Here is a 13,456-nt window from a genome sequence, read left to right on the forward strand (position 1 = left end):
AAGGCGGTTGATACTGTTGATTTACATCATCAAAATTGTATACAGCTTTGTGCTTCCTCCCGGCCTGTTTATCGTGCTTCTGCTAGGTTTAGTCATTTGGTTATGGAAAAAAAACCGCCGGCCAGCACTAGTTCTACTCGGGGTTACACTATTAATGTATTTCTCCATGACACCCTTAGTCAGCGATGCGCTGATCGGCAGTCTAGAACGGAAATATCCGCAGCCGGAAACTTTGCAAGGAGATGTCATCGTCGTACTCGGCGGGGGCGCCAGCTCTGGCACACCGGATATAGACGGCGAGGGCAATTTATACGGATCAGCGGCAAATCGCCTGCTTACTGCTGTTCGCCTCCATCGGCAGACAGGTCTGCCAATCTTATTTTCTGGCGGACAAGTATTCTCCGACAGTGGTAATGAAGCGGATATCGCGCAAAGACAACTACTGGGTCTCGGCATACCCGAAGAGGACATCCTGATCGAAAATCAATCCCTCAACACGGAGCAAAACGCTGTAAATACCGCAGCCATCCTGCAACAAACCGGACTTATAAAACCTATACTAGTTACTTCAGGTTTTCATATGTCCCGAGCGATGTTGCACTTTAAGAATGCAGGGCTAACAGCGCAAGCCTATCCTACGGATTATATCGCCAGCGCTGATATTGCACTGCAGCCCGCCAAGTTCAGTCCATCCCCGGGAGCGATCTCCACAACAGGGTTAGCATTGAAGGAATATTTAGGCCAGCTTGCTGCTCGGCTATTTGATTAGTTCTGTAAATTTCGCATGTACAACCTCAGCGAGTAACTGTGGGGCTACATCCATTTGCTGGCCAATCTTCCCAGCGCTGACAGCCATCGTTTCCAGCCCTTCTGCGCTGCTCTCAATGAACGTGGGGTACAGCTTTTTCATTCCAACAGGTGAACAACCACCGCGGATATACCCTGTCCATTTCTGCAGATCCTTCACTGGCAGCATCTCAATTTTTTTCTCTCCGGCGGCTTTGGCCGCCTTTTTGAGATCCAGCTCTTCGTCAACTGGGATAACAAATACATAAAGATTTGCACCGCTATGAGCGACCAACGTTTTAAAAACCGTCTCTGCCGCCTTTCCAATCTTCTCAGCCACAGCCGTGCCATGGATTAGTCCATCTTCATTGTCATAGGCGAACACTTCATAGCCGATTTTTTTGGCATCCAGCATTCGCATCGCATTGGTTTTGGTTACTTGCATTGTTGACCTCCCTTTCTATATCCTCTATTCCTTACCTTTATGATCAAAGAGGCCCCAAAGCTATGATAGCTTTCAGGACCTCCTGTTGCTGCCGTGCCCATTAATCTCTGGGATAATTAACCTGCATGATATCCATAAAAGGAACTTTTATGATTTCTTCATGGTTACTGAGGTGTACTTTCCCGGTTCGCGAATCCATTTCCACGATCATGCCGCGTACCTCTTCTTCTTTTCCCCATACGGTCAATAAAATCTCAGAACCTTCTTGCTTAGCTTCAACTAACTGATTACCTAACTCCTCAAGCACAAATTCATCTCTTGTGGGCCGCTTGGCCACCTTTGCTTTTGCCACACTAATCCTCCAATAAGCTATTACGGATATTAAGTATATTAAATACTAAGTATGAATGCTCTCATTTATTATACCATGTTTCAGATTAAGGCTCGAACCCCTTCTGGCTCAAGAATAGCTCCTCTTCGGAAAAAACTTGCTGAAGTCCTTCATACACTCTGCGATATGCTGCAGGATCATACCAATCTTCCAGTTGCAGCTCTTCATATAGGGAATAAATCCCTAATCTCCGTGTGCGTTTGCCGCCGCTGCCGTCGCCCATAAAATAGTCATCCACACAGACTCTATCCACCAAAGCCCTTAAGGTTGCTGGAAAAGTTGGACTGCTTGGCAGTACTGGCGCTATAGTAGCTTGAATGGGGATGCCAGCTTCACGTAAAAGCTGTAACGTCTTCAGTCTTGCAGCAATGGGAGGAGCGCTTGGTGTGAATTTTTGGCGAATATCTTCTCGGTCTGTTTCTACAGTTATACTTACACGAACCTTATCCTGTAAACGTAATAATAAATCTATATCTCTGCGAACCAGCGGACTACGCGTCTGCACGAATAGGAAATCGGGCGGATCTTGAACCATAACCTCCAGTAAAGATCTCGTCACCTCTTCCTTATGCTCTACCGGTTGATAGGGATCTGTGCTTGACGACATAAAAATAGAGACGGGACCTTTCGCCTTCGCTTTGTGCAGTTCTTTTTGTAAAATTGCAGCCGCTTCTTGTTTAACATCTACCCACGTCCCCCACTCCTCTTTGCGGAACAGCGAGACAGGCATCTGACGTACATAACAATAGGAACAGCCATAAGTGCAGCCCGTATATGGATTTAAGGAATGACTGTAGCCTGACAGATAACCTGTTCCTTTATTCAGCAAGGTTTTTGGGGAGGTGTAATTGGACTCTATTTTCATATATCTGCTGTATACTCTCCTCTCTCCAACTGAAGTAGCTTGGTCTTCATATCCAAACCACCCCGGTATCCTGTTAATGTCCCATTCTTACCAATAACCCGGTGGCAGGGCACCGTAATCAGAATCGGATTCGCGCCAATGGCAGTCCCTACCGCGCGCACCGCAGCTGGTCTTTGAATATGTGTGGCAATATCCGAATAGGACCAGGTTTGTCCATATGGAATTTCACATAACGCCTTCCACACTGCAAGCTGAAATGGAGTTCCCTGATAATCAAAAGGAATGCCGAAGCTCTGCCGGTTCCCTTGCAAATATTCACTAAGCTCCCTCACATAAGGCGCCATCTTCTCATCGTTCTGCACCAGTTCACTCCCCGGAAAACGACGTCTAACCCATTCGCTTAATTCCTCAAAGGGTTGCTGCTGCGAACCCACATAACTTAACCCCTTCTCAGTGGCTGCAATATAAAAACTCCAATCCTTATCGGTTAATAATGTCCAGTATAGAATAGCATTTTTTTTATTCTCCATGATTCGGTCCCTCCAAAATAAAATCAGAAGCCAACGTTACTTTCTGTTTGTTAAGCTGACGAAACTGTGTGGGTGTATACCCCGTTTTTTTCTTATATAAAGTAATAAAATATGATGTATTGGGCAGACCCACACGTAATGCAATCTCAGCAACTGCCTGCTCTGTAGTAAGCAAATACTCAGAGGCCTTAGCGATTCTCTTTTGCTGTATATAATCCACGGGAGTGATTCCTGTTACTTTCTTAAAGGTTCGATGTAAATGATAAGGACTGCCATGACATACCTCAGCTAACGTTTCAAGGGTGAGGGGGACCATATAATTATGATCAATGTACTCCGTCATCACAGCTACCCATTCCTTATCAGGAAGACGCTCACCTGTCGGTTTACATCTTTTGCAAGGACGAAATCCGGCTGCCAGCGCTTGTTCAGCATTCTGAAAAACACACGCATTCTCCCGATTGGGTGCTTTGGATTTGCAGGAGGGTCGACAAAAAATTCCTGTAGTCTTCACCGCATAAAAAAATATGTCGTTATAAGCAACATTGTTTTGCAAAATAGCCTGCCATTGCTCCTCAGTCATTTGTTCCTCATCTTCAATCCTGTTCATCGCCTTCACCTCTAATGCAATTATACCCCTGAGCAGGCTCATCTGTACTCAATTTGGAATGGAAAAGCAAGATAGTGAAATCCAAAAGGGTGAGATTGCTCGTAATTACACTTTGTTTAGCGAATACGCACTACCTTTGTCAACCGTGCAGGGAGCCGCTGCTGGACAACGAATATTACTCATAACATGACTACGTGAACTGGAGGAATCGAAATGGATATTCTAAAAACAAAAGATGCCGCAGAGCTGCTGTCAGTTAGTCTAACCACAATTAAACGTTGGGCTGCCATGTTCCCTGATTTTTTTCCAAAAGACCGATTTGGCCATTATGTTTTCTCGGAGCAGCAAATCGACCTGCTCAATCATATTAAAGACCGTATTAATCACGGAGAGGCCTTGGAATGTATACAACTCACACTCACGAATGAGCAGCAAATTTCCACATCACAACAGGAAAATCCACTACAGCACACAGATGCTGAGCCTATGAAGGATATCTTGTCTCGCATCAACAATGTTGAACGTGCACTCGATCAAAAAGCCGATGAAGTAGTATTGATCCAACTGCTCCAGCAGCGTGAGGAGCTTGAGGACCTACGAATAATGATCAAGCAAATCGCGGCATCCATAGAACCGTTGCAAGTGTCTAACGGCAAACCGCTCACCTCTTATGAAAATTCCCAGTCCACTGCCACTACCAGACTAACGGCTCCGCCAAGAAAACGCGGCCTGTTACGTTCTTTATTTTTCTTTTAAGCCTGAAATGTAAAAAAAGAACCTACTTCAGACAATCGCGAAGTAGATTCATATAAATTAAAAACATATTTAAGCTCTCCCCCTGTCACCCTAAACGGTGGCGGGGGTTTGCTTTTTCCAAACAAAAAGCTCGATCCTCCGGAACATTCTACTCTTTATGCAATAAAGCTGCTCCTGCAATTCCCGGGTGTGTCATTTCGTATGGGTCCAGAATCAGATTAAGCTCTTCTTCGGTCAGCACATTATATTTAATGCACAATTCCCGTACAGATTCCCCAGTCAAAATCGCCTCTCTAGCGATCCGCGATACCACTTCATACCCCAGATGCGGGTTCACAGCCGTAATGATTCCGACACTCCGCTCCACATCCCGCTCAAGCTTTTCCTTATTGGCTTCAATCCCAGCCAGACAGAAGTCTGTGAAGACTTGGAAGGAATTGTTCATGATGCTGATGGACTGAATGAGATTGAACACAAGCACTGGCTCCATAACATTCAGCTCCAGTTGACCCGCTTGGGAAGCCAGACAGATCGTATGATCGTTCCCTATGACTTGAAAAGCCACCTGATTAATGACCTCTGCCATAACCGGATTAACTTTGCCCGGCATAATTGAAGATCCAGGCTGGCGTGCAGGCAATGAAATCTCATTAAACCCAGTCCGCGGACCGGAGGCCATCAACCGCAGATCATTAGCGATCTTGGACATGTTCATCATGCACACTTTTAGAGCAGCAGACACTTCTGTATAGGCATCCGTATTTTGGGTGGCATCGACGAGATGATCTGCCGTTACGAGCGGCAATTCACTGATCTCAGCTAAGTGCTCTACCACCAATTCAATATAACGAGGATCAGCATTTAATCCTGTACCCACTGCTGTTGCTCCCATATTGACTTCATACAAATGATGGCGTGTATGCTCAATACGTTTGATATCTCTTTCAAGCACTCTGCGATAAGCCTCGAATTCTTGACCCAGACGAATCGGCACTGCATCTTGAAGATGTGTCCGCCCCATTTTTATCACAGGATCGAATTCATCCGCTTTTACCGCAAACACATCATGCATTCTGTGCATCGTTACAAGTAGCTGCTCCAGCAGTGAAAGTGTGGCAATATGAATTGCCGTCGGAAACGCATCATTTGTAGACTGCGCCATATTTACATGTGAATTGGGACTTAAGTGACGATAGTCTCCCTTTTCATGGCCAAGCAGTTCTAAGGCACGGTTAGCAATAACCTCATTCGCATTCATATTTAACGAGGTACCCGCACCACCCTGAATAGGATCTACAATAAATTGCTCATGCCACTGACCCTCGATGATTTCTTCTGCTGCTTTCACTACAACTTCTCCAAGCCCTCGATAGAGACGGCCAACTTCCATATTTGCAAGCGCAGCGGCTTTTTTTACAATTCCCATCGCTTTGATTAACTCTTTGTGAACCCGATAGCCCGTAATAGGAAAGTTCTCGACTGCGCGTAGTGTCTGAATCCCATAATAAGCGTTCTTATCTACCTGTTTACTGCCTAGAAAGTCATTTTCTACACGAAATTCAGTTTCAATCACTGTTATATCCCTCGCATTCATTATGATTAGGTTTATTAGAAAATAAGTAAGCGCAATCATTTCTATCTCACTTAGATATTAACCTTTATTGTGACAAATGTCTCTCAGAAAAATAGGGTTTAATGTAATTAATTACTATTTAGTAACCTAACACCGCTATTCTAAAGGGAAATGTGCTTAGGGAGGATTGAATTACCAAATCGTTAGGTCTAGTTTATCCAGATAAATCGTCGTTCACCCCAATTATAAGTATTTTGGACAAAATCACGTTTACGGATACTTAGGTATCTATTGCGGGCTGTGCAATGGGGCATCACATCCTTTCATGTACCTCCTTATTAAAGAAGCCGGCCAAAAAAGGCCGACTCGGATTACTATTTATCACAGCAATTGTGTTTTTTTATACTGAATAATGATCTAATGAGATCTGGATTCCATTAAGCTGAGCTTGCGGTAATTCTGACTCCCTACTAATACTCAGAACTAAGCTTTCACCATCTATGTTGGTATAATTCGCTGCTAATACCTCTCCCACTTCGAAATTCCTTTCTTTATGAGCCATAGCTGCGGCAAAAGCCTCTAAACCAATAATACCACATTCGGCAGCTTTCTTAATGCCCAATGCTTCAACGATTACACCGCCCGGCATCCCTGCGACGGATACCTCTATGAATCTGGACCGTTCCTGCAGCTGATAAGGGTGAGATAAATAAATAATAAAATACGTCTCACCAACCTGCCCGTACAATGTATTAGGCTCTTGTTTCCATTCCCCTTGGGGAAGTACACCGATGATCGTATTCTTCTCACCCTGAGGGATTGGGAATAAAGAAATGATGACATTCTTGTGATAGAGAACCTCCATATAACGGCTTTGATGACGGGGATCTCCCTCATTGTAGCCTTGTCCCGGATGGAAGAAATACAGCTGATTTGCGCTTCCCTCTCCACTCACAGGTAACGAAAAAGCCCAGCGAAGCTGCTCATTATCGAATTCCTCAACCCGCTCCCACATCCCGCCTGCTGCAAACTCCTCTGTAATATAAGCATAGGAATGAAGCAAAGGCTGCGGCTGTGGATCCGTTGGGACAACCTTCTGAGTAATCTTCCCTACTTCCATTGGTATCTGGCGATTCATAGCTGCGGCTAATATTTCATCGGATGCTTGATAGAATAATAAACCGGCATACTCAGTGCGCGGCATCCTCTCAGGCAGCTGGAAATCTCCAAACTGAACATAATCATGAAGTACATTAGCATCGCCGGGAACATCATGCGGCCAGCCTCTAGAATGCGCACCAACCCAAGCGCCACGCAGATAGAATTCAGCTCGTACATTCCATAAATGGTCAAGCATTTCTTTAAGGCTCGTAGTAAGCTCCGTATCCTCAGGCGGGACAAGTTCCAACGCGCAGGTGAATGCCTGCACCCAATGCCAAAACCACGGTAGACTGCCGTATTCCGGCATCCCTTTAGTACGAATATAAGCCAGCGTATCCTTCAGACTCTGCCGGCCATCCTCAAGCAATATTTCATCCGCAAACAGGGTGCCAAAAATCAGCTTAGCAGCTGTATATTTAGCTTCATGATGCCCAAAAGTAACCACCGGCTTACGGTAGAAATCACTGCGATAAATATGTCCAAACGCTGTATTCAGAACTATGCGAAGTTGAGCATTTAATGCTCCTCCGTATCTTTTGCAAAAATACGCCAGCAGGTTGCCCATAAGCTCCACTGGTAACTCATGCGGTGACGCATCTCGCGGAACCGGATTCAAACCGAGCGGCCAATGACCATATAACTCCGTGCCGGGCTGCCGGTTCTGAAGCATTAAGATCTCCAGCAGCACATCCTGTGCTTTCTGTTTCGCTTGCTCACGATCAAAAGGCAGCTCAAAAGAATCATCAACAGCCGCTGCAAAAAGATACGAAGCATAATAAAAGTTATTTCGCACATCATCATGGAACCAGAGTCCACTTTCCAATAAAGGGCGTTGCTCTGCTTCCAGTGCTATATTAAAAATAATTTCTTGCTGACGTTCCTTATAAGTACTCTGGATATTTTTCAACCCCGGCATTACTTTTCAACCTCCATCATTTCAGTTTTATATCATCTTCCGGCATTCATGAAAATCGAGCATAATAGCTCTATTGTGCACACTTTCCGTTCATTTTGCAATTGGAAAAACCAATAAATAAACATAAATAAACGAAATAAAAAAGATTAGTACTTGTAAAATGAACATAAACGGACTAAAGTGTACCTATACGAACGATAATATGTACACAAAGGAGATTGAACATTCAATGGAAAGACGTTTCGCATCCCATCCTAATGAAGTAAAACAATTTGACACTGAGCGCCTCCGTAAGGAATTCCACATTCCCGTTATTTTTGCTCCTGATGAGCTAAAGCTTGTCCTAACCCATGAAGATCGTATGATCGTTGGTGGAGCTAATCCTGTAAAAGAAGAGGTTGCGCTAACTACTGACCTTAAAGAACTTGGGGTTACTTATTTCTTGGAACGCCGTGAACTGGGCATCATCAATGTCGGTGGTAAAGGCTCCGTGGTTGTAGATGGCACAGAATATGAAGTGGATTTCAAAGAATGTCTTTATGTAGGTCAAGGCTCTAAAGATGTAGTCTTCAAAAGTGCAGACGCTTCCAAGCCTGCTAAATTCTATTTGAATTCTGCTCCTGCCCATCAGTCCTACCCTACTACCAAAACCACACTGGCCGATTCTGAATCCGGTGCGATGGGTGGTCTGGAGAACTCTAACGAGCGGACAATCCACCGCTTCATTCACACAAATGGTGTGCAAAGTGCCCAACTGGTTATGGGTATGACCCAACTGAAACCAGGCAGCATGTGGAACACCATGCCAGCACATACCCATCCACGCCGGATGGAAGCCTATTTCTATTTTGATCTTCCGGACGATTCCGTTGTGTTCCACCTAATGGGAGAACCTGACGAAACCCGCCATATCGTAATGCATAACGAACAAGCTGTTATTTCTCCAAGCTGGTCCATCCACAGTGGTGTCGGCACTCATAACTATACTTTTATCTGGAGTATGGCTGGCGATAATAAAAGATATGATGATATGGACCCCGTATCCATGAAAGAATTACAATAGAGATAAATCAACTACGGAAAGATGAGGCAGGCGGATGAACCCGATACGACGACACGAGATGATTATGGAAGTTATGCTGAACCAAAAAGATGTAACGGTGAATGAACTGAGCGATAAGCTTCAGGTTACTGGAAAAACAATACGCGAGGATTTAAGCAGGCTGGAGGAACAAGGGCTGATCGTACGTGTACATGGCGGAGCTGTGCTGGCACAAAGCGACCAGTTTGGTATTTTGCCCTCCAAGGATCCGCTGGATAAATACTCTGACGAGAAGACGGAGATTGCCTTGCGTGCGCTTGCTCATATTGAACCGGACGATATTATCGCTCTTGATGGCGGTAGCACTACGCTTGAAATTGCTCGGCGTCTGGACAATATGCCACTAACGGTAGTCACCAATGATGTATACATCATCAGCGAACTGGTTCCCAAAGATAACATCCGTCTGGTCGTTCCCGGTGGTTATCGTGTCCGTAATATGTTGGCTGGTCCTGAAGCCGTCTCCTATGTACAAAAGCTTAATATTCAAAAAGCATTCCTTTCATCGACTGCTATTCATATAGAGCATGGGCTCTCCATTTATACCGGAGATTTAATTGAGTTCAAGCAAGCCCTTGTATCTACAGCCCGTAAGGTATTCGCGGTTGTAGATCATCATAAATTCGGCCATACTGCACTGCGTACCTTTGCTTCCCTACAAGAAGTTGACGTGATTCTGACGGACAAAGGGCTCTCCCCCGAAACGGCAGATCAGTTCCGCAGTGCAGGCGTTACCATTGAATGCGGGTAAACCCGGAATAACAATCCATTTACAATAAAGGGGCGTAATTTATATGTCATCATTATTTAGCTTGGCAGGTAAAACAGCTATTGTAACAGGCGCAGCTCAAGGTCTTGGACAAGGAATCGCGCTTGCATTTGCAGAAGCCGGTGCAGACGTTGCATCTGTCTCCCTTAATTCGAGTGAAGAAACTGTAAATGCAGCAAAAGCTTTTGGAGTAAAAGCAGTTAGTATCGAATCTGACTTAAGTGATCACAGCAAGCTGCAAAGCACTTTTGACCAAGCGCTAGAGCTGACCGGACATGTTGACATTCTCGTAAACTGCGCAGGAATGATCCGCCGTGCACCGGCAAAAGATCATAGTGAAAAAGACTGGTTTGATGTCATCAATTTGAACCTGAACACAGTTTTCCTTCTGTCGCAAATCGCAGGCCGCCACTTCCTGGAAAGAGGATCCGGCAAAATCATTAACATCGCCTCCATGCTCTCCTATCAAGGCGGAATCAATGTCCCTGGTTACACTGCGAGTAAACACGGGGTTGCGGGTCTTACTAAAGCTTTTGCCAATGAATGGGCAGGCTCCGGTCTGAACATCAATGCAATTGCACCAGGCTATATGGCTACTGAAAATACCGCTCCAATCCGTGCCGACCAAAGTCGTTCGGACTCTATCTTAGACCGTATCCCTGCAGCACGTTGGGGAACGCCTGATGACGTTAAAGGCCCTGCTGTATTCTTGGCTTCCGCAGCATCTGACTACTTGAACGGTCACGTTCTTAATGTGGATGGCGGATGGATGGCTAGATAATCCAAAAAAATGGGTGTCCCATAGGGGCACCCATTTTTTGTGTGGATATGAAGCACTATCGGACTCAGCTGAACAATCTGCACATGCAGCACCTAAAGGACTCAGCTGAACAATCTGCACACGCAGCAGCTAAAGGACTCAACTGAACAATCTGCACACGCAGTAGCTAAAGGACTCAGCTGACCGATCTGCACACGCAGCAGCTATCAGACTCAGCTGACCGATCTGCACTCGCAGCAGCTAAAGGACTCAGCTGACCTTATGCACCGTTTTATCCGCTATTTGGATAGCTATCGGACCTCATAGCCGCTATTGGTGCAAAAAACACCAATTATAAGCTCTTTCATGAGCAATAGCGACGCTGGAGTCCGAAAACCTGCTCAAAAGACGATAAATTCGCAAATAGGGGCATCTGGGTCCGAAAATCTCAGTATCAGTGGTTGTGGATCGTTCTACATCATTTAAATAAGCTTGCAATGGAATTCACATCAAAATCACTAGTCATTCTAAAGTTTCCCGAACTGTATTTGTCCTTCTTATCAAGATCTGTCACATACAGGAAGTTAGTATCCGTAAGATTCATGCCAAACCTCAAGCTGTTATTTACAATAATACTTATCCAGTAGGTCTCCGTAGATTTGTCCAAAGCACTACTTCTTCTCAATTTTACATCTGAAAAAGCATAAATGATCTTTTCAATTTCCTTCGGATCTTCAATCACTACCTTTTCATCCACTAAAGATTTCTCAATCTCGATTGAGGTGATTTCAGTTTCATCGATTTGATCCAACACTAAATTCTCAAATGAATTATAACTATGGTAGAGATTAATGATTACAGGGATTTCGATTAATAAAAAAATGAGTACGAGAAATACATAACGTTTCTTCATATTCATAATTATGAACACCCTATTTCTACAAACTCCTCTGGATGAGTGCGAATATAATTGCCGATAATTCTATGCGTATTTGGTGTCAGGTTCTTATATCGTTCGAATAACTCACTAATTACTTCTAACAGCTGAGGGTCTCGATCCAAATCCGTGATGGCCGCATCCGTCCACTCTTTACCCAGTCGATGATTTCTTTCCTCGAGAAATGTCTTTGTTTCCTGAAGCAAAAGAATCATGGGTGAATCGTCAAAAAATCGTATGCCTCCTATCACCCCTGTCCAATACCCTGGCAGGTCTTGCATGTAGGAAATCCAAGCATAATATTCCCCTTCGGAATTACAGCTGTGACCATATAGCACTCTGAACATACATAAGGCTTGTTGCCCCTCTGTGAGCTTCGAGATCACTTCTGATTTGGTCGATGGAGATTTTCCGCGAATCAGCTGAAAGGTAGGCTCCATACAGGCCCATCCTAACCTTTCATCACTTAAAGTGTCCAAGTCATCCTGCTTCATGGCTACTAAATTCATTTAACTCCTCCTTTGATTAACATCCAAAAATATACATATATTTCTTAACGATGTCAATAAAAATCACTTGGGGACATTAAGCAATTCGATCGTTTTTATGATAGGCTTTAAGCAGTAGATATTTTCACAAAGGAGCTTTTCTATGCATAATGAGATACTTACTATATTTGATGAAGCGGGTCACCGAATCGGTACAGCTCCACGGGCAGAAGTACATCGGTTAGGACATTGGCACGAGACCTTCCACTGCTGGTTTATAAGCAAAACCCAAGAAATCCCCTATATTTATTTACAGCTTCGTAGTGAGCAGAAACAAGATTATGCAGGATTGCTGGACATCACGGCCGCTGGACATTTGCTGACACACGAAACGGTAGAGGACGGGATTCGCGAGGTTCAAGAAGAACTCGGTTTGGAGCTAGCTTTTGATGAACTGATTCCCTTAGGTACGATTCCTTACAGTATGATCAAAGAAAATCTTATCGATAAAGAACGAGCGCATGTTTTTGTTTATAACAATCCTTATCCTCTGGACGATTTTAAGCTGCAAAAAGAAGAGGTCGCAGGAATAGTTATCACAAAGTTTGCCGACTTCCGAAGCTTTTGGCTGGGAGAAATACATAGTCTACAAATCAATGGTTTCAAAGTGGATTCAAACGGACAAAAAATCAACATTCAACAAAGTGTGGATCGGACTCATTTTGTGCCTCATGAAGCAGCCTATTTCACTCGGATCATTGAGGGCATCGAAGCAATAATTCTAACATCACCCATCGTCACGGAGGACATATGATCATTAATCCTCAAACATTTACAGTGAATGGAATCCAATACAGCATTAGATCTGCGGCCTCTCATGATGCTAAAGTGTTATCTGAATTAAGGGTGCGGATCGATGGAGAAACCGAGAATTTAGATCGGGAACCAGGCGAAGCCTTTATTGACGAAAAAGGGTTTGAACAGCTTATTCAAGCCGATTCTGAGAAAAATAATAACCTTTTTCTAGTCGCAGTAGTTGATAATCAAATCGTTGCGTTCTCCAGATGCGAAGGTTATCCCTTAAAAAGATTTGCTCATAAAGTAGAATTTGGAGTATGTGTGCTGCAGGATTATTGGGGATATGGTATTGGAAAAAATCTTCTCGCCGAATCGATTGCCTGGGCTGACACTAATGGTATTCAAAAGATCACCCTAAATGTGCTGGAAACGAACACCAACGCTATTAAGCTATATCAAAAGCTTGGCTTTGAAATTGAAGGGATTTTAAAGAAAGATAAACTTCTATCGGACGGCAAATTGTATAACACCATTATGATGGGAAGAGTTAAGAACTGATTCTATTCAAA

General features: G+C 44.1%; 16 protein-coding genes. 7 read left to right on the top strand and 9 right to left on the bottom strand.

Translation table 11 applies throughout. The annotated features are described in order from the left end of the window. Nucleotides 1-16: 16 nt before the first annotated feature. Entirely contained in the window at nt 17-769 is a 753-nt protein-coding gene (locus tag NSQ91_RS18945) for a YdcF family protein (protein ID WP_076304453.1), read from the top strand. On the opposite strand, the gene ybaK is transcribed toward NSQ91_RS18945, so the two are convergent. The 5 genes from ybaK to NSQ91_RS18970 form a co-directional block, all read right to left on the bottom strand. Then, nucleotides 758-1,231, bottom strand: a complete 474-nt coding sequence (ybaK, locus tag NSQ91_RS18950) for a Cys-tRNA(Pro) deacylase (RefSeq protein ID WP_076304454.1) — start codon at nt 1,229-1,231, stop codon at nt 758-760. The genes NSQ91_RS18945 and ybaK overlap by 12 nt on opposite strands. Before the next feature lie 100 nt (nt 1,232-1,331). Beyond that, nucleotides 1,332-1,583, bottom strand: coding sequence for a YolD-like family protein (locus tag NSQ91_RS18955; protein ID WP_036688306.1), 252 nt, complete (start codon nt 1,581-1,583; stop codon nt 1,332-1,334). 85 nt (nt 1,584-1,668) lie between these two features. Next, nucleotides 1,669-2,487 (bottom strand): SPL family radical SAM protein, encoded by an 819-nt coding sequence (locus NSQ91_RS18960; protein WP_076304455.1) that lies wholly within the window; start codon nt 2,485-2,487, stop codon nt 1,669-1,671. Further along, the gene (locus tag NSQ91_RS18965) at nt 2,484-3,017 is read right to left on the bottom strand and encodes a methylated-DNA--[protein]-cysteine S-methyltransferase (RefSeq protein WP_076129825.1); all 534 of its coding nucleotides are present in this window, start codon (nt 3,015-3,017) and stop codon (nt 2,484-2,486) included. Before NSQ91_RS18965 ends, NSQ91_RS18960 begins: the two co-directional genes overlap by 4 nt. Next, nucleotides 3,007-3,627, bottom strand: coding sequence for a bifunctional transcriptional activator/DNA repair enzyme AdaA (locus tag NSQ91_RS18970; RefSeq protein WP_076304456.1), 621 nt, complete (start codon nt 3,625-3,627; stop codon nt 3,007-3,009). Before NSQ91_RS18970 ends, NSQ91_RS18965 begins: the two co-directional genes overlap by 11 nt. A gap of 213 nt (nt 3,628-3,840) precedes the next feature. Here NSQ91_RS18970 and NSQ91_RS18975 point away from each other — a divergent pair, with 213 nt between their 5' ends. Further along, entirely contained in the window at nt 3,841-4,383 is a 543-nt protein-coding gene (locus tag NSQ91_RS18975; RefSeq protein ID WP_076182537.1) for a MerR family transcriptional regulator, read from the top strand. 148 nt (nt 4,384-4,531) lie between these two features. Here NSQ91_RS18975 and aspA read toward each other — a convergent pair whose 3' ends face one another. Further along, nucleotides 4,532-5,956, bottom strand: a complete 1,425-nt coding sequence (gene aspA, locus NSQ91_RS18980) for an aspartate ammonia-lyase (protein ID WP_036689072.1) — start codon at nt 5,954-5,956, stop codon at nt 4,532-4,534. 400 nt (nt 5,957-6,356) lie between these two features. Further along, nucleotides 6,357-8,033 (bottom strand): hypothetical protein, encoded by a 1,677-nt coding sequence (locus tag NSQ91_RS18985; protein WP_076304457.1) that lies wholly within the window; start codon nt 8,031-8,033, stop codon nt 6,357-6,359. Nucleotides 8,034-8,262: 229 nt separating this feature from the next. Here NSQ91_RS18985 and kduI point away from each other — a divergent pair, with 229 nt between their 5' ends. The 3 genes from kduI to kduD are packed head-to-tail and all read left to right on the top strand — an operon-like array spanning nt 8,263 to nt 10,685. Further along, nucleotides 8,263-9,096, top strand: a complete 834-nt coding sequence (gene kduI, locus NSQ91_RS18990) for a 5-dehydro-4-deoxy-D-glucuronate isomerase (RefSeq protein ID WP_036688322.1) — start codon at nt 8,263-8,265, stop codon at nt 9,094-9,096. A gap of 34 nt (nt 9,097-9,130) precedes the next feature. After that, nucleotides 9,131-9,886 (top strand): DeoR/GlpR family DNA-binding transcription regulator, encoded by a 756-nt coding sequence (locus tag NSQ91_RS18995; RefSeq protein WP_076129821.1) that lies wholly within the window; start codon nt 9,131-9,133, stop codon nt 9,884-9,886. A 43-nt stretch (nt 9,887-9,929) separates the two neighbouring features. Then, on the top strand, nt 9,930-10,685 hold the full coding sequence (gene kduD / locus NSQ91_RS19000; protein ID WP_036688326.1) for a 2-dehydro-3-deoxy-D-gluconate 5-dehydrogenase KduD: 756 nt from the start codon (nt 9,930-9,932) through the stop codon (nt 10,683-10,685). Between the two features lie 457 nt (nt 10,686-11,142). Here the strand turns inward: kduD and NSQ91_RS19005 are convergent, their stop codons facing one another. Together NSQ91_RS19005 and NSQ91_RS19010 are read right to left on the bottom strand one after the other, a co-directional pair. Then, entirely contained in the window at nt 11,143-11,583 is a 441-nt protein-coding gene (locus NSQ91_RS19005; RefSeq protein WP_036688330.1) for a hypothetical protein, read from the bottom strand. A gap of 2 nt (nt 11,584-11,585) precedes the next feature. Then, complete coding sequence (locus tag NSQ91_RS19010; RefSeq protein ID WP_076301599.1) at nt 11,586-12,110, bottom strand: hypothetical protein; 525 nt, start codon at nt 12,108-12,110, stop codon at nt 11,586-11,588. Between the two features lie 142 nt (nt 12,111-12,252). Between NSQ91_RS19010 and NSQ91_RS19015 the strand changes: the two genes are divergently transcribed. After that, complete coding sequence (locus tag NSQ91_RS19015; RefSeq protein WP_076304458.1) at nt 12,253-12,903, top strand: NUDIX hydrolase; 651 nt, start codon at nt 12,253-12,255, stop codon at nt 12,901-12,903. Then, on the top strand, nt 12,900-13,445 hold the full coding sequence (locus tag NSQ91_RS19020) for a GNAT family N-acetyltransferase (protein ID WP_076129818.1): 546 nt from the start codon (nt 12,900-12,902) through the stop codon (nt 13,443-13,445). Before NSQ91_RS19015 ends, NSQ91_RS19020 begins: the two co-directional genes overlap by 4 nt. Nucleotides 13,446-13,456 lie beyond the last annotated feature (11 nt).

Source organism: Paenibacillus sp. FSL R7-0048 (assembly GCF_038004505.1).
Lineage (GTDB): Bacteria > Bacillota > Bacilli > Paenibacillales > Paenibacillaceae > Paenibacillus_AQ > Paenibacillus_AQ odorifer.

What these genes read in the sequence shown, in the direction of transcription:
- kduD (WP_036688326.1), top strand. Translation starts at nt 9,930, where the DNA reads ATGTCATCATTATTTAGCTTGGCAGGTAAAACAGCTATTGTAACAGGC.
- NSQ91_RS19020 (WP_076129818.1), top strand. Translation starts at nt 12,900, where the DNA reads ATGATCATTAATCCTCAAACATTTACAGTGAATGGAATCCAATACAGC.
- ybaK (WP_076304454.1), bottom strand. Translation starts at nt 1,231, where the DNA reads ATGCAAGTAACCAAAACCAATGCGATGCGAATGCTGGATGCCAAAAAA.
- NSQ91_RS18965 (WP_076129825.1), bottom strand. Translation starts at nt 3,017, where the DNA reads ATGGAGAATAAAAAAAATGCTATTCTATACTGGACATTATTAACCGAT.
- NSQ91_RS19010 (WP_076301599.1), bottom strand. Translation starts at nt 12,110, where the DNA reads ATGAATTTAGTAGCCATGAAGCAGGATGACTTGGACACTTTAAGTGAT.
- NSQ91_RS18960 (WP_076304455.1), bottom strand. Translation starts at nt 2,487, where the DNA reads ATGAAAATAGAGTCCAATTACACCTCCCCAAAAACCTTGCTGAATAAA.
- kduI (WP_036688322.1), top strand. Translation starts at nt 8,263, where the DNA reads ATGGAAAGACGTTTCGCATCCCATCCTAATGAAGTAAAACAATTTGAC.
- NSQ91_RS18995 (WP_076129821.1), top strand. Translation starts at nt 9,131, where the DNA reads ATGAACCCGATACGACGACACGAGATGATTATGGAAGTTATGCTGAAC.
- NSQ91_RS19015 (WP_076304458.1), top strand. Translation starts at nt 12,253, where the DNA reads ATGCATAATGAGATACTTACTATATTTGATGAAGCGGGTCACCGAATC.
- NSQ91_RS19005 (WP_036688330.1), bottom strand. Translation starts at nt 11,583, where the DNA reads ATGAATATGAAGAAACGTTATGTATTTCTCGTACTCATTTTTTTATTA.
- NSQ91_RS18975 (WP_076182537.1), top strand. Translation starts at nt 3,841, where the DNA reads ATGGATATTCTAAAAACAAAAGATGCCGCAGAGCTGCTGTCAGTTAGT.
- NSQ91_RS18985 (WP_076304457.1), bottom strand. Translation starts at nt 8,033, where the DNA reads ATGCCGGGGTTGAAAAATATCCAGAGTACTTATAAGGAACGTCAGCAA.
- NSQ91_RS18970 (WP_076304456.1), bottom strand. Translation starts at nt 3,627, where the DNA reads ATGAACAGGATTGAAGATGAGGAACAAATGACTGAGGAGCAATGGCAG.